This window comes from Microvenator marinus (assembly GCF_007993755.1).
GTDB classification, from domain to species: Bacteria; Myxococcota_A; Bradymonadia; order Bradymonadales; family Bradymonadaceae; genus Allomicrovenator; species Allomicrovenator marinus.
On sequence record NZ_CP042467.1, the window covers coordinates 3,628,913 to 3,649,199 of the forward strand.

Below are 20,287 nucleotides of genomic sequence, written 5' to 3' on the forward strand. Positions count from 1 at the left end.
TTCAAATGGCTATGGAACGAAGTATCTCTCTCCGAGTCCCAAAGTTCACGCGGAGGTGCCCGCTTCCGCCAGGTCCGAAGAGGTGGCCCGAGGTTAAACCGAGTCCCTTTTCCTCTACGAAGTAGTGCTGCAACTCGGTATCGTCTTTACCCATTTGGCGCGCATCCACCCACATCAGATACGTCGCGTCAGGCATGTATGGTTGGAGTTCAGGGGCGTCTGAGAGCGTCTCGTAGAGCCACTGGCGGTTTCCGTGCAAATAGACCATCAAGGCATCAACCCACGCGTCAGCCCCGCGGTACGCCGCCTCATAGGCAGCCATCGAGAGAGGGTTGTAGGGGTTGAGGTGGAGGCGCTCAAACACCTGGCGAATCGCCTCGTGATCTGCAGGGTTTGAGACCACTGCCGCACTTAGTCCCATGCCCGAAAGATTGAAGGTCTTGGCCTGCGAGACAGCGCTCACAAGCCGCAACTCGGGTGGGGCTCGCAAGGCGAACGGGGTGTGTTGATGCCCAGAAAACACCAGGTCTGCGTGGACTTCATCACTGACGATGACCATCTGATGGCGAACCGCGATCTCAGCCAGACGGTCGAGCACTTCGGGGCGCCAGACGCGACCAACCGGGTTATGAGGGCTGCAGAGGAGAAGGACTTTGGAGACCGCCGCCTGCTCTTCCAGGTGCTCGAAGTCCAAGTGGTAGACCCCATCTTCAACGAGCAGTGGGCTGGTGATGAGCTTTCGACCGTTCGACTCGGCGCTCGCAAAAAACGGAGGATAGACGGGCGAGGGCACGAGGACTGAGTCGCCCGGCTCGGTGAGCGCGAGAATGGCTGCGACAAGGATTGGGACGGTGCCCGGCGACCAGAGCACGTGCGCAGGATCGATACGCCACTGATGCCGCCGCTCATGCCACCCGCAGAACGCCTCAAAAAGGCTATCGGGTGCCTTGGCGTACCCGTAAATCGGATGATTGACTCGGCCTTCTAAGGCCTCGCGGGCACACGCCGGCGCCGCAAAATCCATGTCGGCCACCCAGAGCGGGACCACATCGGCGCGGCCAAAAGTCTCAAGGCGAGAGTCGTATTTTTCACAACCTGAGCCTGCGCGCTCGATGAGCACATCGAAGTCGATCTCAGCCTTCATGCCGCTCCCAGACCGTGACATTGGACAACGAATGCTGGAACTTATTGCTTGTCTCACGAATCACGAAAGGCACCTGTTTGGGCGGGTCCAACAAGCGGAAATTTGGCTCGAGGTGTTTCTTGAGGCCATCGAGCGTCGTGACATTTTCGCCGTCCTTCTTGTACCCACCAATCCACGCGGACTTGGGCGTATGCTGCTCAAGCCAGGTGTAAGGCGAGGCGATCATCAAGAGGCCGCCGGGCCGGATGCGGGTATGGATGTCATCCAGGAACTTTGCGGGTTCATAGAGTCGGTCGATGAGATTGGCCGCGAAGACGAGGTCGAAGTCGGTGTAATTCGGTTTGAGATTACACGCATCACCCTGCGCGAAGTCCGGCAGTCGCACGTCATCGAGGCCTAACTCGGCGAGTGTGCGGGTCTTGAAGATGCGCAGGTCGCCTTCGTCCACCAGGGTGTAGCGCAAGAGGCCTTCGCGCCCAATTTGTACTCCCTGGTCAATGAATCGCACCGAGAAATCAATGCCCAAAACCTCGTCAAAATACCGCGCCAACTCGAAGCTCGCGCGGCCCGAAGCACACCCGAGGTCGAGCGCCTTGCCAGTCTTTCGGCCCTTGAAGTAGGGGGCCAGAAGCTCGACCAGCGCGCGCGGGAAATTCGGCACACCGAAGTACTCATCGCCGTAATGGAACTCCGCGTACTCGGACATCAAGACGTCGGTCTCATAGTGCGAGGTCGGCGCGGTTTGTTTGAGTGCGCCAGAGACGTAGCGGAATCCGGCATGCTGGAAGAAGTGGCGGCGAAACGCATAACGCGCCGATGGCTCGGCTTCGTTACCGCAAGAGATCCAGGAGCCGCCCTTCATCAGGTTATGTTTGCTGTCGAAGGTGGGTACTGTGAAATCGTCGTAAATCGGATGAACTTTGAAGCCGTCAAACGGATAGATCGGGGTCTGCGTCCACTGCCAGACATTGCCGATCACATCAAAGAAATCCCCGTGCTGAAATCGGTTAACTGGGCATGACGATGCGCCGTGATCGAGGTGAATGTTGGCGTTCCATGCGGTCTCTGGGCGGACCTGCACGTCTGAAATATCGTAGAGCCGAAACCACTCATCCTCGGTCGGTAGTCGAATTGGTTTTCCACTTTGCTCCGCCTTCCAATTACAAAATGCTTCCGCCTCGAGGAAGTTGGTCTCGGCCGGCCAACTCCATGGCATTGGAATCTCTTTCGTCATCAGGCGAAGGTGCCATTCAGGCTTCCCATCAACCGTCTTTCGGCGCCAGAACTCAGGCGCGGAGCGTTTGCTAAACTCGAGCCATTTCTGGCCTTCGGCGCTCCAGTACTCGGGGCTTTGATACCCGCCAGCTTCCACAAAATCCAAGAACTCCTTATTGCTCACCAAGTACCGGCTCGCCTCAAATCCCGGGACCTCAGCGCGGTGTTCGCCGTATTCGTTATCCCAACCATAGGTGGGCGAATCGAGGTCTTTACCGACCACGACCTGTCCCGCTTCTACGGGGCGCAACACGTTGGCTGGCGCGGGCCCGAAGTCCTCAATAGGCCGCCACGCTTGATGCGGCGTCACCCACTCCAGATTTTGCTGACGGATCAACACCGACGACGTTTCGAGATGGATGCGTTCGTGTTCAATACACATCAGAATCGTCCACCACGGGTTCTCCCAGTCGATGGGTAGGCTCAGCGGGGCTGTATCGATGATATCGAGCACAAGTTCTTTGACGCGTTGGCGATAAGCCATGACATCTGCGACGCTCGGCCACTCGTAGTGAGCGTCATTCAGGTCGTCCCAGCTCATCTCATCCACACCGACCGCGAATACCGATTCAAACGACTCATTCACGCGCTCGGTGAGCAGGCGTGTCAGCGTGAGTTTGTTGACGAAAAACGTTGCCGTATGGCCGAGGTAGAAGATCAGCGGATGGCGCAATGATATCGGCTTTTCGTAGTAGGCCTTATCGCAGTTTAGGCACTCAAAGAGCGACTCATAACGCTCGTAGGTTGAGATGAAGTACTCCCGGACTTGCTTTCGCATTTGGGATTCATCGCCACTTCTCAGGTTTGGAGTTCGGGTCAAGGTCACGGCAGGCTCGCTCTGAAAGACTTTGAGAGGGTCAGGCCTTAGAGGCTTTCATAGCGAAAAAGATTCAACTTTGCGATCATTGCTTGGTGGTGTGATAGTCTTGGAAATCCAAAAACGGAGCGCGGATGAGAACTACATTACTTTCAGTTATTCTTGCCGGTCTTTTGATTGGCTGCTCAGACACTGAGTCAGGTGAAGATTCCTCCGGCTCGAATAATGCGACCCAACCGAATAACGCGAGCAATAACCTCAGCAGCGGTCCGACAAACAATCAGAGTGCGACCCAGGGACCGTCCAATAACGTGACGAACAACCAGACATCTGAGCCTACTAATAACGCGACCGGCACCACGAACAATACAACAACCCCGACCAATAATATGACCGTGTCGAATCCCGAATGTGATTTCGAAGCCGTCGAAGGAATTGTGGTGATTGAGGCCGAATCGATGCCGTTGAACGAAGATTGGCGGACCGGCACCGACGGTGAAATTACCTATATCGAATGGGGTGGCTCGAGCCATAATAACGACCCGACTCACGGTGTTATGGAGGTGGATATTCTCATCACTGACCCGGGGCGTTATCAGCTCCAGTGGTACACTCAAATCGGCATGGGGACGAACGCGACTGAGCATAACGATGCGTGGGTGAAATTCCCGGATGCGGACGATTATTACGGTCTAAAAGGCGAGGCAGATGCGGAGATTCGCCGGTACCACAAGCCCGCCTGTGAGGATCAGGCTTTTGTCTCAACAATCCTCGCGCTGGCTCAGGTTGCCGAGGTGACATGTGCCGAAGGCTCTACACGTGATGGCTGGATGAAAGTCTATTCGTCGGGCGCGCAAGACTGGCGTTGGTCTGCGCGGACATCGGATAACGACGCCTCGCTGGTGATGGCGGAGTTCGGCAGCGCCGGTGTTTACACCTTCGCGATGGCGGCTCGCGCGGACTTTAGTCGCTACGATCGCATCGTGCTCCACCGTGAAGACCTTATGAACGCGGTGGTTCAGGACCTCTCGCTGAGTGAGACTCCCTGCGACTAGACTTTCCAACGGGTGTCACGAGATGTTCTTGCGAGTTCTGACTGTTCTACTGATAAGCCTGATTTTTGGGGCATATGCGACGGTTCCGTTTGGCAACGGCGGTGGCATGAGCGAACTGGAGGTGCTCTCTGGAGCCTGGACCAGGACCAATTACCCCGCAGAGCTACACGCGGCCGCGCCAGACCATCTCTTCCTTAGCTACTAGCGCCGTTCGTTTTGAACGTGGAGTTTTGTCTGGAAATGAGAAAGCTCTAATGTTCCGTCTCAAGAAACTTGGCGGGTGAGTGCCTACGTTGTGCACCGTGGACTTCTCTTCAGAAGGTTTGACCATGGATGCAGTGGGTAAATGGCTCCAAATATCGATCTTTGCTGGTGTTTTTCTGGCTCTGACGCCGAGCGGCTTCGCTCAGGCGACGTGTCCGACTCAGAGCAAGGTGGAAATACAAAACTTGACGACGACCGCCGAGAAGGTCTGGGATGAGCGCTACACTGAGCGCCGAAGGGCTCTTGGTGCTGGTCGGGATGACGCCAAGTCGCTGGCTCCGGGTCGCGTCAGGGATTTGAATCTGACCTTTGAGCCTGAGTTTTCGCTCGATGGCCAAAGCCATGAGTATATCGGAGCGGCCACACTGGCTGTGGAGCTTGGCAGTCTCTCCGAGGCTCGTCGCGGCGCGATACATGCCGATTGGCAGGCGCTTGAATCTGAGCTTCTGGTTGAGCGGTGGCGCTTTGTGGACGAAGTACAGGACGCTTATCTCGTCTGGCGAGGCCACGAGCTTGAGCGCGGGCACCTTGAGGTGTATCTGAGCGAGGCGAACGAGGAGCTTGAGCCGATTCGTCAGGCACAGGGCCGCCAGCTGATTTCGAAGCTGGACTTAGCAGACATGGAGGCGGAGGTGGCGTGGATTCGAGCCGAGCTGGCCGAGGCAGGTCGCCGCTCGCGCCTTGCAGCCGCGCGTCTTGAGGCGTTGCTCGGCGTCCAGTGTCCGCTGGAGCTCCCGCCCGCAACGCACGATGCGCCGGATAAGGCGAATCCATGGTCAGCTCTCGTGTCGCGGGCTCAAGCCTTTCCTGAAGTACGCGTTTATGAGGCAAGACGCGCGGCGCTCGAAGCCCGCGCCCTTGTTCATGAAGTGGCTCACCCGATGCTTTTAGAGATCGGCGTAGGGGCGCGCACCGTGGCGTTCCATGAGAATTTCCTGGGTCCTGTGTTGGGATTGACACTTCCTCTCCAACACCCGGAAGGCCCCGATGCGGCGCTTGCACGGGCTGAGGCAGAGGCGCAGAAAAGTGCAGCCGAGTGGGTGGCCGTGCGTATCCGCTCAGAGCTTGAGGCCGAGGCCTCGAACTTCGATGTGCTGGTTCAGGGTTATTTCGAGCTCTTGGACGGCTACGTGCGCCCCCTGGAGGAGCGCGCCGCGCTGATGAGCGAGGCATTCAAAGCGTCTCAGGTCGAGATCGACCGCGTGATACGTGCGCGGCGCGAGCTCCATGAAGCAGAACACCAGTTGATCTTGCATCGTGCTGAGATCGACGCGCGCCGGCTCAAAGCGGGCGCAATCCAACAACTCCTTGAACAATCCGGCAATACCGGAGGGAACCCATGAAAAACCTACTCTTTTTAGGGCTCGTCCTGGGCCTGCTTTCAGCCTGTCAGGATAGCACTGAGCACCCGGAGGCCACACCGGCCACGGGATTGGATGCCCGGCTCAGCTTCACCGAGGCGCGTGCGCCGACCAAGGCCAGCGCTTTGCGTTTGCTGGGTCAGGTCGAGGTCCCTTCGAGCGCGCAATGGGTCGTGGGGCCTTCGGTTGAGGCGCGCCTTGTGGCCTGGGAGGTCACCACAGGCTCGAAGGTCGAGGTGGGCACGACGCTGGCTACGCTTGTGAGTCCGGAACTTGGCGACCTCGCGAGTGTGGAGAACGAGCTGCGCCGCGTGGTGGGTCAACGCGAAAAGAATATCGGCCGTCTCAAAGAGTCGGTGGATGCTGGCTTTAAGTCCTCCGAGTCGCTCTACGACGCGGAACTCTCTTTGAGTGAGGCACGCGCTCAGTTGCAGCGTGTCCAGCAGCAACTCGGCGTCCGAAATGCGAATATTCGGCGCGGCCAGAAGAGCCAGTGGGAGTGGGTGTCGCCCGTGGATGGGCTTGTCACGGATATCGACTGTGCGCCGGGCGGTCTCTACAGCGCGGAGTCGCGCTGTATCACGATTGTTGCAGCTGATGCGCCTCGGCTTCGCGTCGACGTCTCGGAGACGGAGGTTGCGAAGCTGGCCGGCTACACGCCGAGCGCACGCTGGATGCCAGCCGGTGCAAGTGAAGCGATGAGCCTTGAGTTCGACCGCCGTTCAGCTGGCTTTGACTCGGTCACGCGTACCCAAGCGCTCTACTTCAAAGGCGTTGGACTGACGGTGGGAGCGAGCGGCTCGGTGGAGCTGGAAATCCCGGCGCCGAAGGGTGCCGTGCTGGTACCGAGGATGTCGGTCGTCGAGGTTCAGGGGACACCGAGTGTCTTTGTGGACAAGGGCGGCGAGAGACCCGAGGCCGTTGCTGTGGAAGACGTGGGTCGGTCTGGTGAAGACCGGCTCGTGACGGGGATTGCCGTGGGCGACAAGGTCGTCGCTCGTGGCGCCTTTGCCCTTAAAAGCGCGCTTGCGTTCGAGTGAGGTGATTATGTGGTTATTGCACCGGATCATAGAGCTCAGCGTACGCCACAGGACATTTGTCCTCTTTGGGGTTCTGGCTTTTGTGTTCGTGGGCGTTTGGGGCGTCTCTCAGGCGCGATTTGACGCGTTTCCTGACCTGACGAACGTGCAGGTTCAAGTCTTGACGGCATCCGCCGGGATGGCGAGCGAGGAGGTCGAGCTCCTGGTCACGTTGCCGATCGAGCGTGAGTTGAGTGGTATTCCGGGCGTGCAGGAGCTTCGGAGTCTTTCGCGCACGGGAATCTCAGCGGTGACGGTGGTCTTTGTGGACGGCACCGATATCTGGCACGCCCGCCAGCTGGTCAAGGAGCGTCTTGATGCGGCTCGAGAGGCGATTCCGGAGACCGCTGGGACCCCTGCGATTGGCCCGCCTGCAACCGGGCTTGGCGAGGTCTATCAGTTCACGGTGGCATCCGATCGCCACACCAAATACGAGCTCTATCGGATTTACGAGCGGGACATCGCCCCGCGCCTTGTGGCGGTGGATGGCGTGGTGGAGGTGAATGCCTGGGGCGGTGGCACGCCTCAGTTGGACGTGAACCTTGACCCTTATCGCTTGGCAGCGCGCGGCATGACGGCGGGCGAGGTAGCGGAAGGAATCCAGAGTGCGCTGGGTCTGGTCACGGGCGGCGCGATGGTGGATGGCCCTGAGCAGATCTTGGTGCGTGCGATTTCGAACCCGACCTCGCCTGACGAGGTTGAGGCGATTGTCCTGCGTGTGGACGATGCTGGCCGGCCCATCTACGTCCGCGATGTCGCGGAGGTGGTGGAGTCGGGGGCGCTGACGGTGGGCATGGGCTCGGCCGATGGGCGCGGCGAGGTTCTCTTCGCGATGGCGCAGTTGCTGACTGGGGCGGACGCATTGAGCGTGGTCGATGACCTGCGTGACCGCATGGAGACCGTGAAGGAGGCGTTGCCTGACGGGGTTCAAGTCGAGGTGATTTACGACCGCAAGAAGCTCGTCGGGAGCACGCTCTTCACCGTGGGCAAGTCTTTGGCAGAGGGTGGTTTGCTCGTGATTCTGGTCTTGCTTCTGATGCTCGGCGATGTGCGAAGCGGGCTTCTGGTGGCATCGGTGATCCCGCTGAGCATGTTGGGGGCTTTCCTTGGCCTGAATCTGCTCGGATATTCGGGGAACTTGATGTCTTTGGGCGCCATCGATTTTGGTCTGATCGTCGACGGGACGATCGTGGTGGCGGAGAGTATCGTGGCGCTAGAGTTGGTGCGCCGCGAGGATTTAAGAGAGAAGGTCATCGAGCGCACGCGCAGTGTGGCGGGTCCAGTGCTCTTTGCGGTGGGGATCCTGATTCTGGTCTATATCCCGATTCTGACGATGACAGGGGTGGAAGGGAAACTCTTCAGGCCGATGGCGTTGACGGTCCTCTTGGCGCTGACGACGGCTCTGATCCTGAGCTTCACGTATATCCCGGCGGCGGCTTCGATTCTGGTCCGTCCTAAAGGACATCAACAGACCTGGCTCACGGCCAAATTGGAGTCTCTCTACACACCAACGCTACGCGCGGCGATGCACCGGCCCTTTGCGGCGGTATCGGCTGCTCTGGGCGTTTTGGCTGTCAGCGTGGTTGCGGCCATGACGATGGGCGTTGAGTTTGTGCCTCAGCTCCAGGAGGGCGATATCGTGGTGCAGACCGCGCGCGTGCCAAGTATTTCTGCTGAGCAAGCGCTTGAAGATGTGTCGCGAATCGAGCGACTTCTGGGGGAATTTCCAGAGGTTGCTCGCGTGGCGAGCCGCAGTGGTGCCCCCGCCTTGGCGACGGACCCGATGGGGCTGGAGGAGTCGGATATTCTGGTGAAGTTACACCCGATGTCGGAGTGGACGACGGGGCGCACGCAGGAGGAGTTGGTCCAGGCGATGTCCGAGCGGCTGGAGGGCGAGGAGTTGGGGGCGGAGCTGACGTTTACGCAACCCATCGAGATGCGTTTTAATGAGCTTCTGGAGGGGATCACGAGTGATGTGGGCGTGAAGGTCTTTGGGCCGGAGCTGGGCACTCTGATGGCGATTTCTCAGGACGTTGCAGCTCAGTTGGAGTCGGTCGAAGGGGCCGCGGATGTGAGTGCGCCTACCATCGAAGGGGTTCCCGGGCTGGAGGCACGCTTGCAGCCAGACCGAATTCAGGTGCTCGGCGCGTCCACGGAAAATATCTTGATGTTGGTTGCCGGGGTTCAGCGAGGTACGGAAATTGGCTCCGTCCAGCGGGGGCAGTTTCGCGATCCGATCGTGATGAAGACGGCCTGGGACGCGGGTGTGCCGATTTCCGATATGCCGATCGCGACGCGTCATGGTGGCGGGACGTCGATGGGTTCGATTGCGGATGTGCTGAATGTGACGACACCTGCGACGATCGAGCGTGAGGCAGGGAGCCGTCGCTTTGTGGTGGAATCAAATGTGCGCGGTAGGGATTTGGGCAGCTTTGTGAGAGAGGCACAGGACCGCGTGGCTCAGAATGTGAAGCTTCCCGACGGCTACTGGCTTGAATGGTCGGGGAAGTACGAGCAACTGCGCTCTGCTGCGACCCGAACGGCGATCACGGTGCCGATTATCTTGTTCCTGATTCTGGGTGTGCTTTACGTGGCGTTTCGTGACTGGCGCAGCGCGCTGCTGATTTTCCTAAATGTGCCGGTAGCAGCGTCCGGCGGGATCATCGCCTTGTGGTCCCGAGGGCTGCCGGTATCGATGAGTGCGATCGTCGGTTTGATCGCGCTCTTCGGGATCGCGGTCATGAACGGCATCGTGCTCCTGAGTCGGACACGTGAGCTCCATCAGATGATGAGCGCCGCTGAGGCTGCGACCCGGAGCGCTTCAGAACGTTTCCGTCCGGTCTTAATGACGGCGTTCGTGGCGGGGATCGGTTTCCTTCCGATGGCCCTTCAGGTCGGGATCGGGGCTGAGGTCCAGCGCCCGCTTGCGACCGTGGTGATTGGTGGTTTGGTAACGAGTACCCTCTTGACCCTCGTGGTCCTCCCCACGCTTTATGCGCGGTTCGGTCGACGCTCAGAAGAACCGCGGGCCGCCGAATGAGTAGGCTCTCCCCAGCCCCGCTTGATGCTGTTATGCTCCGCGCCGACTCTTTGGATGGGCCGCCAATGCTCGTGTTGATAGTGGAGGATGATGACCGCGTTGCGCAGTTCCTGCATCGCGGCTTGCGGGAGGAGGGGCATACCGTCGATCGCTGCGCCACAGGGGAAGATGCGCTGAGGCAAGGGCCGAGTCAGCCGTACGATATCGTACTCCTGGATTGGTCGCTTCCGGATACGGACGGCATCACGGTGTTGCGGCGCTGGAGAGAGGCCGGGATGACGGCGCCAGTGATCATGCTGACGGCCCGAAGCGGTGTGGATGCCACGGTGCTCGCGCTCGATGCGGGTGCCGATGACTATATCGAAAAACCGTTCAGCTTTGAGGAACTCCTGGCGCGGATGCGGGCGCATGCGCGTCGAAACGATCAGACGGGCGAGTCGAATGCAGTGCATGTGGGCAACGCGACAGTGGACCTTAGAAAGCGCGTGGTGTTGCGCGACGGGCTTGAGCACGAGCTAACCTCCCGTGAATTTGACCTGCTCGACCTCTTTCTAAAGCATCGCGGTGAGGTGCTGAGCCGCAGCGCGATTTTGGATCGTGTCTGGGGTATGTCGCATGATCCGAACACGAATGTGGTGGACGTCTACGTGCGCTATCTGCGCTCAAAGCTGGATTCGGAGCAGAGTGAAGGGTCGGTGATCGAGACTGTGCGCGGTCGTGGTTACCGACTCCGCAATGGAGACGAAGCTTGAGTACTCTACCCACATTGCGCTCACTGATCGCGCGTCGGGTAGGGCTGGTCTTTGCCGTCTGCGTGGCCCTATTCACGTTGATCGTGAGTCTGGTCGTACACCATCAGGTCCATGCCCAAACCGATGCAATGCTCTTGCAGCTCGCCGAGTCCGAGTCTCAGGGGGTCTTGGAGCAATTTGCGACAGGCGTGCATGTCCACGACACTTCTTTGCGCTTGCCCTCGCTCAATTCGCCGGTGGTGGAGATGTCATCGGTGGCCTACGGCCTTGATCGCCACGTGATCGCAGCGACGTCCAATTTCCGGCAGCACGAGCTCCCCGAAGTCTGGACTCAAGGCCTTAAGCGCGGCGGTGACTTCAACGTCTTCAACGACCCGACCTCGGATCTCCGGGTGGCTGCGGTAGCGGCCCAGACGCCAGATGGGGCGATCCTTGTCTTTGCGATGGCGGTGCCACACGGTCTTATCGATGCGGCTGTGTATCGGACGATTCTGCTCATCGCTTTGCTCGCCCTCGGGATGTTGATTGCGATGTTGATCGCCTCGAACTGGGTGGCGCGGCAGATCGCGGAGGACCTGCAGGAGCTGAGCACGGTATGTGCCGAGTTCAAGGATGCGCCGGAGCAGCTCGAAGACTGGCTCGCGCGCTTTGATGGCTCGGCGCGGTCCACTTGCGAAACCGCCATGCTCGCGAAGACGGTGCGCGAGCTTTTGAGCCGACTGCAGCGCCTGGTCGATGTGCAGAATCGGTTTGTAGCGGAGGCGTCTCACGAGCTCCGGACTCCACTCACGGCGCTTCAGGGGCAGCTAGAACTTGCGCTTCGGCGTGAGAGGGATGCCGAGACCTACCGTGAGTTCATCGAGAACGCGCGTATCGATGCAAAGCGCCTGGCTGATCTTGCTGAACATCTTCTGGAGGCTGCGAGGGCGCGTATTGAGGAGTTGCGGCCCGAAGAGCTTGACCTGGGGGATGCCTTGCAGGCGTCCGTCTCGCGCAATGAGGCTATGCTTCGTGAGGCGGGAATCGATGTTGTGCTTGAGTCTGATGATTCCAGGGTTTGTGCGGATCCCATCGCGACCGCACGCGTCCTGGATAACTTGATTGGAAACGCTGTGCGTCATAGTCGCGCGACCACCTTGCGATTAACGAGTAAGGGCGGCGTCCTGAACATCGAAGATGACGGCCGTGGTTTGCCGGAGATCGTGCGCCAAAACTTATTCGTTCCTTTTGCTCAGCGAAAAGGGGATGGGCATGGACTAGGTCTCTTCATTGCAGCGAGGCTGATGGAGAAACAACATGGCCGTCTTGAGTTGGTTGAGGGGGATGGAACGCGATGGCGCTGCACCTTCGATCAGAAATGCGCGGATGATCACAAGCCGCAAGCCAGCTAGGGGCCATCAAGACTTCTGGCCGCCGTGAATCATGCGCGAGACAAGCCCGTGTTCGCCACGAAGCTCCGTGACGAACACGCCCGCGATATGCAGGGCGACAAATCCGACAAAGCCCCAGAGGAAGAACTCATGGCCGTCTTTTAGAAGGCCTGAGAGCTCTTTAGAGAGCCCCAATTCCGTTTTGAAGCGTAGAAGCAGCCCTGAGACGACCATGAAGGCAACAACGCCGTAGAAGGCTAGGTAGAGCCCTTTGACGGCAATCGCGTGTTTGTCGCGGCTCGCGATGGCATCCTTGAGGTCCTGGAGGGTGTGGGTTTGGCCGGACATGAAGGCGAGCACCACGCGCATCAGGAGGAGGGCTGCGAGGGCAAAGCCAAAGAGGTAGTGGTTTTCCCACATGGGAGTGCGAATCGCGATCGCGATTTCGCGTGCGAGCTCGGGTGTGACCGCGACGCCAGCCTCGGCCGTCTTGGACTCGATGGTTGCCGCCATGGGGCGCCAGCTCATGTAGGACTTGCGCAGGAGTCCCGTGGCAAGGAGGCCGAAGATCGCGATCGAGTTTGCCCAGTGCCAAATTCTGAGGGCGCCACTCTTGGGTTTTTGGAATGTATCCGCCATGAAGAACCTCGTTGTGGGGCCTTGTACAGGGTAAGTTAGTACCCAGCGTCACAAAGTATACTCCAACATGGGCAGAAGTAGGTGATCGAAATCATCAACGTCGGAGTTTCAATCAGTTATCATGTAACGAATTCTTTCCATGGGCATCTTCTTGAGTGGATATTGTTTGTGTGCCCTAATATTTTCTTCGAGAAGACAATGCGAAACCTATCTTGGATTCCCCTCACTTTCATGCTCCTCGCCCCTGTCTCAGCCCTCGCGGCAGACGGGCCCGAGCTTCGAACGCGGATCGAAGTCGGATTCCTCGACCCGATGTATCACACCGTGCAATTTGGCAGTGACGGCACCAATATCGACTATGTCGACGAGGGCGGACAAGACGTGCTCTTTCCCTTTGTGCGACCGTCCGTCGAGGCACTCTTTGGCCGTCATCGCGTAGGTTTTGTCTACCAACCGATCAACCTTGAAGGTGAGGTTGTGACACGCCGGGACTGGCTGATAGACGGGTTGGTCTTCCCTGAAGGCACGCCCGTGGATACGCGGTACAGCTTTCCGTTTTGGCGCGTGAGCTACGGCTACGATGTCCTGTCGGATCCCGAGGCCGAACTCGAGCTCGGTGCGTCCCTGCAGCTGCGCGATGCGACCATCACGTTCACCTCAGCGGACGGTAGCCTCCGGCGCTCGGAGCGCGACGTGGGTCCAGTCCCAATTCTACGCGCACGCCTGAGACTTCCGGTCACGGAGAGCACGTGGTTTGAGACCGAAGTCGATGGATTCTATGCCCCGATCAAGTACATCAACGGCGGTGATTCCGACGTCGTCGGCGCGATCGTGGATTTCAACGTGCGCTACGGCTTCCAACTCACCGAAGACTACGACGCGTTCTTGAACTTCCGCTATTTGGGAGGCGGTGCTGAGGGAACCAGCGATAGTGAGTTCGGTGACGGCTTCACCAAAAACTGGCTGCATTTCGCCACCGTATCGCTCGGCTTCACCTATGATGTCCTCTAGTGTAAAACGCATGAATGTTCGACCATATCTCAATTGGCGTCTCGAATCTTGAGCGCTCAGCAGCCTTCTACGAGGCTGTCTTGGGGGCTCTTGGCTACGTTGTATTATCGGGTAATGCTCGGTCTCAGGTCTACGGACCGGCTGGTTTCAAGGGCGAGGCTCCTTTTGCCATTATCTCCCACGAAGGTGTCACCATTTCGCCAGGACTTCATTTCGCTTTTGCGTGTGGAAGTCGGGCGGATGTGGGTGCGTTCTACGAGGCTGCGATGAGCCACGGCGGTACCGACGACGGTCCGCCGGGAATTCGTGAAAACTATAACCCCGGATACTACGCGGCCTTTGTTTTGGATCCCGACGGCTATCGGCTCGAGGCGGTCTTCCACGAAGAGGTCACCCAACCCTTTCAATCCCCGATCTAAATGGTTATAAGTAGTATTTGTGTATCAACATACAATCCATGTGTGTTGTTGGAGTAAAACTACTTATAACCATGTTAGAACTTCTACCTGCATCGACTCAAACTCTATACGCGCAGCTTCTTGATGAAGTGCTGGGGGCCGCATATTCGGCCAGGGGCATTTCATTCATTACACGTCGCGTAAAATCCGGGGTGTACTGGTACATGCAGTACACGATAGGGTCTTCACAACGCTCATTTTACCTTGGGCCAGATGACGCACCACTCCGGGAGCGCATCGCAGCAACTCGGGCAATGTGGGAGGCGGATGCACCCTCGGCCAAGGAGCGCGCACGGCTTGTGGCGATGCTCACGGCCGGGGGGGCCGTCGGGTTGCCTGCCTCTCACTCGCGTGTCTTGGAGGCTCTGGAACAGGCGGGTGTGTTCATGGTCGGCGGTGTGTTGATTGGCTCGCATTCCTACGCCCTTATGGCTAACGCACTAGGAGTAAGGTGGCCGGTTGACCTCGCGCACGATAACGCGTTCCATGTCGCCATTCCCGACAAGAAGGTGGACCTCGAAGTGGCCTTGAGTGAGGCAGACAAAGGTTTCTTTGCAGTGCCAGCCTTGAATCCGCGTGAGCCCTCCACAACTTTTAAGATTCGCGGTTCGGAGCTTTCGGTAAGCCTCTTGACGCCGATGCATGGGAAGACGGACTCGCGTGCAAAGAAGATTTTTTCCCTAAACGCGATGGCAAGTCCCATGCGGTTCTTGGACTTCATTTTGGAGGATACCCAGCCCGCTGTTTTGCCATACCGACACGGCGTGTTGGTCAACATACCTTCACCGGCCCGGTTCGCGCTCCACAAGCTCGTGGTATCTCAGCGAAGGCCGGCCGCATTCGCGGTGAAAGCCAGAAAAGACATCCTACAGGCTCAAGAAGTCTTGGGTTTGCTCGCCGAAGAAAGACCGGGAGACATCCTTTTGGCTATGGAAGCAGTGCAGAAGATGCCGTCTAAATTTAGGGCTCAGCTCAATCAGGGAATGTCTCAGCTGGACGCGAAAATCTTAGAGAAGCTGTCGGGTTACATGGAACCCTTGCCTTAGAAACCGACTTCTGGTCTCTTGAGTCATCGCTCAAGGGAACGAACATGAGTAAATGTGCGGGCCAATTGACTTGAAGGGCACTGGAGATCATACTCTGGCATCTCAACGAGCATGCATTAACGAGAGAGGTGGATATGAATTGGTCGAAGTTTGTTGTGGCCAGCGCGGCGGTATGGGCTTTCGGTTGTGGGTCGGATTCAGATGATGGCGGGCGCGTCAATAACCCTCAAGAAAACAACGGGTCTTCAGACTTCACACAAGTATGGAGCTACGGGTTTGATTTTGAATTTGTCACGTCACGCGTCGTCGCCGTGGAGAATGGACTGGTCTTGGCCGGAAATGTGGGGCCAACGATACGTGTGATTCGGCTCAACAGCTCCTACGAGCCACTCTGGGCCCAAGATATCACCGGCACGAGTTATCTCTCGGATCTTGACGTCGACTCCGAGGGGCGAATCGTCATGGTAGCGCAGGCGGGCGCGGACCCCGGATTCATTATCAGACTCAACTCGGATGGCTCACTCGACAGGTCGGTTTCCGCTGCCGGCGGCTACTTCCAAGATTTGGCCATGTTGGACGACGGTGGGTTCATGCTCAACGACGGTGTGCGCCTGGATACGAACCTCGAGGTAGTTTCTCGCGGCACGGCCAGTGGCGATAGGGTGGTCAAGACCAGCGATGGCTATGCATTCTTGAGCGCACGAGATTTGGCCCTCATGGGTCGAAGTTCAGGTGTTCTGGTGCGCAAGGCAGACGAGGATGCAAACCTTGTCTGGCAGTCCTTCTCGAGTCCTTCACCTGCGAACTATACCGCTGTGGGTATCCGAGAGATGCCTGACGGGTCCATCATGGCAGCTGCCTCGGGTGATACGAATGCTGGGCACACCTTGGTGGTAGCGGTTTTTGAGGCGGACGGCACGCACCGTACCACGGTTCAGCCAACATTTAGCACGCTGGACCAGAACGGCTACTCCGTTCCTTTGCAGTTTGGGTCGGGCATCGCCTTCTTGCCGGATGGTCAAAACACCTACGCGAGCTTTGTGGCTAATAGTGGAGGTTTAGGCTCAGACGTGCGTACTCAGATAACCGCGAGGCTTGGGGCCGATGGCAACGTCACGGGCGCCCTCTTCAACGGCGGCGGCCTTGCAAAACACGGCTCATCCTTGGTCGTGGCTCATATGAACAACCTGATTTCCACCAACACCATGGAATCAGAATGTATCCAATCGCCTGCGGTAGGCGGCGGTGTGATTGAGTCGCAGACTGAGTTTAAGGGTATCGATGAAATCAATGGTAATCCGCGGAATTACGAAATTGTTGAGCACACCGTGACCGTTTCGCCTTCCCCTGAGGTCGTTTTATCCACAACGTGTCCAAGTGAGCCGGACGCCTAGACTCTACTATTTGACGCGGATAAAGAGGCTATCGGGGCGCGCAGCGACCGTGTTCTCATACGTGACGGCTGGTGAAGTGGCTGGCGTGAACGACTCGTAGAGCAGTCCGTAGAAGAGAAGGCCGACGTCCATGCTCTTGGATTTGGGCGCGCTCCAATCACCTTCGCCAAGAAGATGTGCGTAGGCGAGCGAGAAGTCGGTGTTGAAGCCAAGGAGTAAAGTCTGTTCGACGGCCCCGAGGTCAACGCGCGGACCATAATGAGGTTCGATTTGCGACGGCGTCTCGGGTGCTACCTGCAGCGAGCCCCAGAGAATGCCGAACTCGTCAAAAATCAGGGCGTTCACAACTTCATCAAATGCACCAATGGATGAGAGCGACTCCTCTTGAAGGATGAGACCGGTGTCAGAGTCTAGCACGAGGAGTCTCGTGTCCGCCTGCAGAGTGCTTGCCGCAGGCTCGATCACAGAAACCCCAGCATCCGCCCCCAATGACACGTAGATCTTCGAATCCGCCTCAAGAGACTCGCCCATTGGGATGGTGGATTCCGACTCAAATCTGGTGATCCAGAGCACGTTTCCAGCAGCGTCGAGCTTCACAAACCCCAGGCCTCTTTGGCCCGCCGGAGCTCCCGTATAATCCGTGCCAGCCACGCTGAAGGCTTGGTCGCGATAGGTAAACGACGCAAGGACCGCCCCGTTGCCTGAGTCCTTCACGTCTCGTGCGCCATCCATATCTCGTACCCACATGAGGTCGCCACTCGTCGTGAACCTCGCCACCAGTCCTCCATCGCCATCGAGGCTTGGTCCATCAGGAATCTGCACCCCTGCAACGTAGCGTCCGGCCACCGAGAAGTCGCCAGAGTCGTGGGTGGCAAGGCCGGCTGGGAGAAAGATGCTCTGTACTGATTGAGCGTCAAGTTTTACCACGCCTTCGACGGCTTTCGTCTCGGGCCTAACACGTACCACAAAGCCTTCGTGGGCGTTGGTCTGAACCCCGTTTACCGGGCCACTTGGTGCAGAATAACTCGTGCTTCCGAAGGTTGTACTACCTACGAGATAGCCCAACACCAAGAGGTTTCCGTCGGCCTCCTTTTCCACGTATTCCGGTCGCGGGGACCCGCCTTCCGAAATCGCGTAGGCCTCCACAAACTCGTTTTGGTCGGTCCATTGGGCGACGGCCAGAGTAAACTGGTTAGGCTCGACCTCGATGGTTTGTTCGGCCGGTGTTCCCGCCTCGAACACCATATCGGCACTCACACCGTAGCCTACGGTGGCCCAGCCACCATCCATGCTGGCAGCGCCCGTGGCTCGAAATTTTTGAGTGTATTTGACCGCCACGAACTCAAGCGGGTCCCGAGGTCCGTTTTGTTCCATGTCGGGCATATCGGACGAGTCGGGCATATCGACCGTTTCTCTCATGTCCGACATGTCCGATTCGGTCATGTCTAATTCGAGGTCTGGTGGGGTGTCAGGCATGTGCATGTCCGCCATGTCCATGTCCCCAACACCCTGATCGGGTTCGAAAATGGGGCTTGAGGCCGGTTCATCACAACTTGAGCAAGACCACAAATTAAGGGCAAAAATGGAAAGAAAAATCGAGCGCTTTAACATCATCAAATCCACATAAGTTATGGTGCACCATAAGTTAAAGTTGGATTTTGGTTCAAGCTTCAGTAAATTTGCGAGTATCTGGAGTTAGAAATTGGGGTGCTCAAAGTGTGATGCGTACGCATGCAGCGCGTTCACTGCGGCGGGGATTCCTTCCTCTGAAAGGGGGTCCTTCTCAAGCACTGCAGCCGCCTTGAGCAGGTCTGCCAAGATGATGTGGAGGATGGCGTCAGCCTTCGGCTCAAGGTTGCAGTTATTGAAGAAGAAGTCGATCTGGGTACGAATCGTGCCGGCATACGCCTTTGCATCCTCGGCCTTGAGTGTCTTGTCTTTGTGCGCCTTATAGAGAGGAATAATCTCCTTATGGAGCACGTCCATCCCCTGGCGAAGTGGTGCATCGGTGGCCCATTTTTGCCCGTTATTGAGCTCGAGCTTAACGCCTTCCATACTGCCGTGATCGTGTGAGTGGTCATGGTCGAGGCCCCCGTGGCCATGATGGTGCCAAACGGCAAGTCCACCTACACCAAGCACGAGCACACTTCCCGCTACAGCGACTAGTTTCTTATTCATGAGTTTCTCCCTTGTTGGCGCGAATACCGCGCTCAAAAATTGCAAACGTTTCCGGTGCGTTCTCGATGATTGCCTGAGGCTCACCCACCAGCATGGATTGCATCACCAGACCCTGTATCGAGCCCACAAAGAGGCCGGCAGCTACTTTGGGTGAGATGTTGCTGTCGATTTCTCCCATGGCCTGCCCGCGCTTGATCTGCATCTCGATCACCACACCATAGCGATAGAGTAAATTTCGGACGATCTTCTTGGCTGGTGATTCACCCTTGGACTGGAGCTCACCGAAGAGCATCCGTGGCACTCCAGGGTGCTCTGAGACGAATTGGATATGAGTGAGGAACATGGCCTCTAATGCTTTGATTGCCGAGACTTCGCGCGCCGCGACTGCCTCCACACGGCCGAGCAATTTCTCAGCCACCCAAGACATGACGCTTTCCCAAATGGACTCCTTATTGGGAAAATGCCTAAAGAGTGCGCCTTGAGTCACGCCCATGTGCTGGGCAATCTGTGATGTGGTGATCTCATTGGGGTTGTTCTCAGCCGCAAGTTCGATAACCGACTCTACAGTTACGGATTTTCGGTCTTCTGATTTCAAATACGCTTGGGTCACGGAACACCTCCGGTTACCGTTTGTGAATAATAACTATCTTTTTGCTGGGAAAATTTCAAGCCCTCATAAAAATGCCTGAGAGCTTAATTTAAAGGGGTGTTCAGCTATCAATGTGTCGGGTCTTGCACTCGAGCTACCATCTGGTAAAGTAATTGAGGGCTTACTTTGGGCGTTTCATGAAAGAAGTTAGAGAAAGTGAGTGGATTCAGCGTGCGAAGCACGGGGATTTGGATGCTCTTAGCTCTTTGGTGGTGATTCACCAAGATAGGGTTTTTCGCCACGCATTAAGCATGCTGGGCGATGTGGACGATGCCCATGATATCACTCAGGATGTGTTCCGTATTCTCATCGAGAGTATCGATGGGTTTCGTGGCGAGGCCAGTCTTGGAACCTGGCTGCACCGTGTCACGACGAATGCGGCATTGATGCATCTGCGTCGCGTCAAAAGACGAAGAAAGTACGAAGTGTTTCCGCCCGAGGCTTGGGAGGCATGTGCGCCGACTCCGTCCACAGACGCGCTTGTAGATACACGAAGGCATCTGCGTCGCGTCCATTGTGCCTGGAACGAGCTTGATGAAGATCACCAGAAGGTCCTGAGTATGCGCGGGATCGAAGGGGTGCCGATGGTGGAAATGGCCCGCGCGCTAGGTCTTAGCACAGCCGCGACGAAGAGCCGTATCCACAGAGCGCGGGCACGTCTGAAGGATATTCTAGATCTCCCTTAAGATTAAACTTGCCAGAAAGATAGTAGGTGCTATCTTTGGTTGTGCGGAATGTGCTTTCTGCGACACTCA

Annotated in this window: 18 protein-coding genes; 12 read left to right on the forward strand and 6 right to left on the reverse strand. The window is 57.5% G+C overall.

From position 1 onward, the window contains the following. Position 1: 1 nt before the first annotated feature. Together FRD01_RS14845 and ovoA are read right to left on the reverse strand one after the other, a co-directional pair. Positions 2–1,144 (reverse strand): MalY/PatB family protein, encoded by a 1,143-nt coding sequence (locus FRD01_RS14845; RefSeq protein WP_146960950.1) that lies wholly within the window; start codon positions 1,142–1,144, stop codon positions 2–4. Beyond that, positions 1,134–3,245: a 5-histidylcysteine sulfoxide synthase gene (gene ovoA / locus FRD01_RS14850; RefSeq protein WP_283808645.1), complete on the reverse strand. Its 2,112-nt coding sequence runs from the start codon at positions 3,243–3,245 to the stop codon at positions 1,134–1,136. Before ovoA ends, FRD01_RS14845 begins: the two co-directional genes overlap by 11 nt. 125 nt (positions 3,246–3,370) lie before the next feature. Between ovoA and FRD01_RS14855 the strand changes: the two genes are divergently transcribed. The 7 genes from FRD01_RS14855 to FRD01_RS14880 all read left to right on the forward strand — a co-directional run bounded on the left by FRD01_RS14855 (position 3,371) and on the right by FRD01_RS14880 (position 12,178). Then, positions 3,371–4,291, forward strand: coding sequence for a hypothetical protein (locus tag FRD01_RS14855; RefSeq protein ID WP_146960954.1), 921 nt, complete (start codon positions 3,371–3,373; stop codon positions 4,289–4,291). 28 nt (positions 4,292–4,319) lie between these two features. After that, positions 4,320–4,496, forward strand: a complete 177-nt coding sequence (locus FRD01_RS24395; protein WP_249755646.1) for a hypothetical protein — start codon at positions 4,320–4,322, stop codon at positions 4,494–4,496. 79 nt (positions 4,497–4,575) lie between these two features. Continuing rightward, the gene (locus FRD01_RS14860; RefSeq protein WP_146960956.1) at positions 4,576–5,898 is read left to right on the forward strand and encodes a hypothetical protein; all 1,323 of its coding nucleotides are present in this window, start codon (positions 4,576–4,578) and stop codon (positions 5,896–5,898) included. After that, the gene (locus FRD01_RS14865; protein ID WP_146960958.1) at positions 5,895–6,956 is read left to right on the forward strand and encodes an efflux RND transporter periplasmic adaptor subunit; all 1,062 of its coding nucleotides are present in this window, start codon (positions 5,895–5,897) and stop codon (positions 6,954–6,956) included. Before FRD01_RS14860 ends, FRD01_RS14865 begins: the two co-directional genes overlap by 4 nt. A 7-nt stretch (positions 6,957–6,963) precedes the next feature. Next, on the forward strand, positions 6,964–10,035 hold the full coding sequence (locus FRD01_RS14870; protein ID WP_146960959.1) for an efflux RND transporter permease subunit: 3,072 nt from the start codon (positions 6,964–6,966) through the stop codon (positions 10,033–10,035). 65 nt (positions 10,036–10,100) lie between these two features. Then, positions 10,101–10,787, forward strand: coding sequence for a response regulator transcription factor (locus FRD01_RS14875; RefSeq protein ID WP_146960961.1), 687 nt, complete (start codon positions 10,101–10,103; stop codon positions 10,785–10,787). Then, positions 10,784–12,178 (forward strand): sensor histidine kinase, encoded by a 1,395-nt coding sequence (locus FRD01_RS14880; RefSeq protein ID WP_146960963.1) that lies wholly within the window; start codon positions 10,784–10,786, stop codon positions 12,176–12,178. The genes FRD01_RS14875 and FRD01_RS14880 overlap by 4 nt, the downstream gene beginning before the upstream one ends. 6 nt (positions 12,179–12,184) lie before the next feature. Here FRD01_RS14880 and FRD01_RS14885 read toward each other — a convergent pair whose 3' ends face one another. Continuing rightward, entirely contained in the window at positions 12,185–12,796 is a 612-nt protein-coding gene (locus FRD01_RS14885) for a cytochrome b/b6 domain-containing protein (protein ID WP_146960965.1), read from the reverse strand. Positions 12,797–12,994: 198 nt separating this feature from the next. Here FRD01_RS14885 and FRD01_RS14890 point away from each other — a divergent pair, with 198 nt between their 5' ends. From FRD01_RS14890 to FRD01_RS14905, 4 genes are all read left to right on the forward strand, one after another. After that, a complete protein-coding gene (locus FRD01_RS14890) occupies positions 12,995–13,807 on the forward strand; it encodes a hypothetical protein (protein ID WP_146960967.1) in 813 nt (270 codons plus the stop codon). A gap of 14 nt (positions 13,808–13,821) precedes the next feature. Next, on the forward strand, positions 13,822–14,226 hold the full coding sequence (locus tag FRD01_RS14895; RefSeq protein WP_146960969.1) for a VOC family protein: 405 nt from the start codon (positions 13,822–13,824) through the stop codon (positions 14,224–14,226). Between the two features lie 203 nt (positions 14,227–14,429). Further along, positions 14,430–15,311 carry a GSU2403 family nucleotidyltransferase fold protein gene (locus FRD01_RS14900; protein ID WP_249755647.1) on the forward strand — a complete coding sequence of 294 codons (882 nt, stop codon included), beginning with the start codon at positions 14,430–14,432 and terminating at the stop codon, positions 15,309–15,311. Between the two features lie 134 nt (positions 15,312–15,445). Beyond that, on the forward strand, positions 15,446–16,705 hold the full coding sequence (locus FRD01_RS14905; protein WP_146960972.1) for a hypothetical protein: 1,260 nt from the start codon (positions 15,446–15,448) through the stop codon (positions 16,703–16,705). Positions 16,706–16,711: 6 nt separating this feature from the next. Here the strand turns inward: FRD01_RS14905 and FRD01_RS14910 are convergent, their stop codons facing one another. From FRD01_RS14910 to FRD01_RS14920, 3 genes are all read right to left on the reverse strand, one after another. Continuing rightward, positions 16,712–18,181: a hypothetical protein gene (locus tag FRD01_RS14910; protein WP_146960974.1), complete on the reverse strand. Its 1,470-nt coding sequence runs from the start codon at positions 18,179–18,181 to the stop codon at positions 16,712–16,714. Positions 18,182–18,400: 219 nt separating this feature from the next. Next, positions 18,401–18,883 (reverse strand): hypothetical protein, encoded by a 483-nt coding sequence (locus tag FRD01_RS14915; RefSeq protein ID WP_146960976.1) that lies wholly within the window; start codon positions 18,881–18,883, stop codon positions 18,401–18,403. After that, positions 18,876–19,493, reverse strand: a complete 618-nt coding sequence (locus FRD01_RS14920; protein WP_146960978.1) for a TetR/AcrR family transcriptional regulator — start codon at positions 19,491–19,493, stop codon at positions 18,876–18,878. The genes FRD01_RS14915 and FRD01_RS14920 overlap by 8 nt, the downstream gene beginning before the upstream one ends. Positions 19,494–19,669: 176 nt before the next feature. On the opposite strand from FRD01_RS14920, the gene FRD01_RS14925 reads away from it, so the two are divergent. Continuing rightward, positions 19,670–20,218: an RNA polymerase sigma factor gene (locus tag FRD01_RS14925; RefSeq protein WP_146960979.1), complete on the forward strand. Its 549-nt coding sequence runs from the start codon at positions 19,670–19,672 to the stop codon at positions 20,216–20,218. Positions 20,219–20,287: the final 69 nt, after the last annotated feature.

Bases quoted from the DNA above. Each gene is read 5' to 3' on its own strand.
- FRD01_RS14845 (WP_146960950.1), bottom strand. From the start codon at position 1,144: ATGAAGGCTGAGATCGACTTCGATGTGCTCATCGAGCGCGCAGGCTCA.
- FRD01_RS14855 (WP_146960954.1), top strand. From the start codon at position 3,371: ATGAGAACTACATTACTTTCAGTTATTCTTGCCGGTCTTTTGATTGGC.
- FRD01_RS14865 (WP_146960958.1), top strand. From the start codon at position 5,895: ATGAAAAACCTACTCTTTTTAGGGCTCGTCCTGGGCCTGCTTTCAGCC.
- FRD01_RS14870 (WP_146960959.1), top strand. From the start codon at position 6,964: ATGTGGTTATTGCACCGGATCATAGAGCTCAGCGTACGCCACAGGACA.
- FRD01_RS14875 (WP_146960961.1), top strand. From the start codon at position 10,101: ATGCTCGTGTTGATAGTGGAGGATGATGACCGCGTTGCGCAGTTCCTG.
- FRD01_RS14885 (WP_146960965.1), bottom strand. From the start codon at position 12,796: ATGGCGGATACATTCCAAAAACCCAAGAGTGGCGCCCTCAGAATTTGG.
- FRD01_RS14890 (WP_146960967.1), top strand. From the start codon at position 12,995: ATGCGAAACCTATCTTGGATTCCCCTCACTTTCATGCTCCTCGCCCCT.
- FRD01_RS14895 (WP_146960969.1), top strand. From the start codon at position 13,822: ATGTTCGACCATATCTCAATTGGCGTCTCGAATCTTGAGCGCTCAGCA.
- FRD01_RS14900 (WP_249755647.1), top strand. From the start codon at position 14,430: ATGCAGTACACGATAGGGTCTTCACAACGCTCATTTTACCTTGGGCCA.
- FRD01_RS14905 (WP_146960972.1), top strand. From the start codon at position 15,446: ATGAATTGGTCGAAGTTTGTTGTGGCCAGCGCGGCGGTATGGGCTTTC.
- FRD01_RS14910 (WP_146960974.1), bottom strand. From the start codon at position 18,181: ATGCCTGACACCCCACCAGACCTCGAATTAGACATGACCGAATCGGAC.
- FRD01_RS14915 (WP_146960976.1), bottom strand. From the start codon at position 18,883: ATGAATAAGAAACTAGTCGCTGTAGCGGGAAGTGTGCTCGTGCTTGGT.
- FRD01_RS14925 (WP_146960979.1), top strand. From the start codon at position 19,670: ATGAAAGAAGTTAGAGAAAGTGAGTGGATTCAGCGTGCGAAGCACGGG.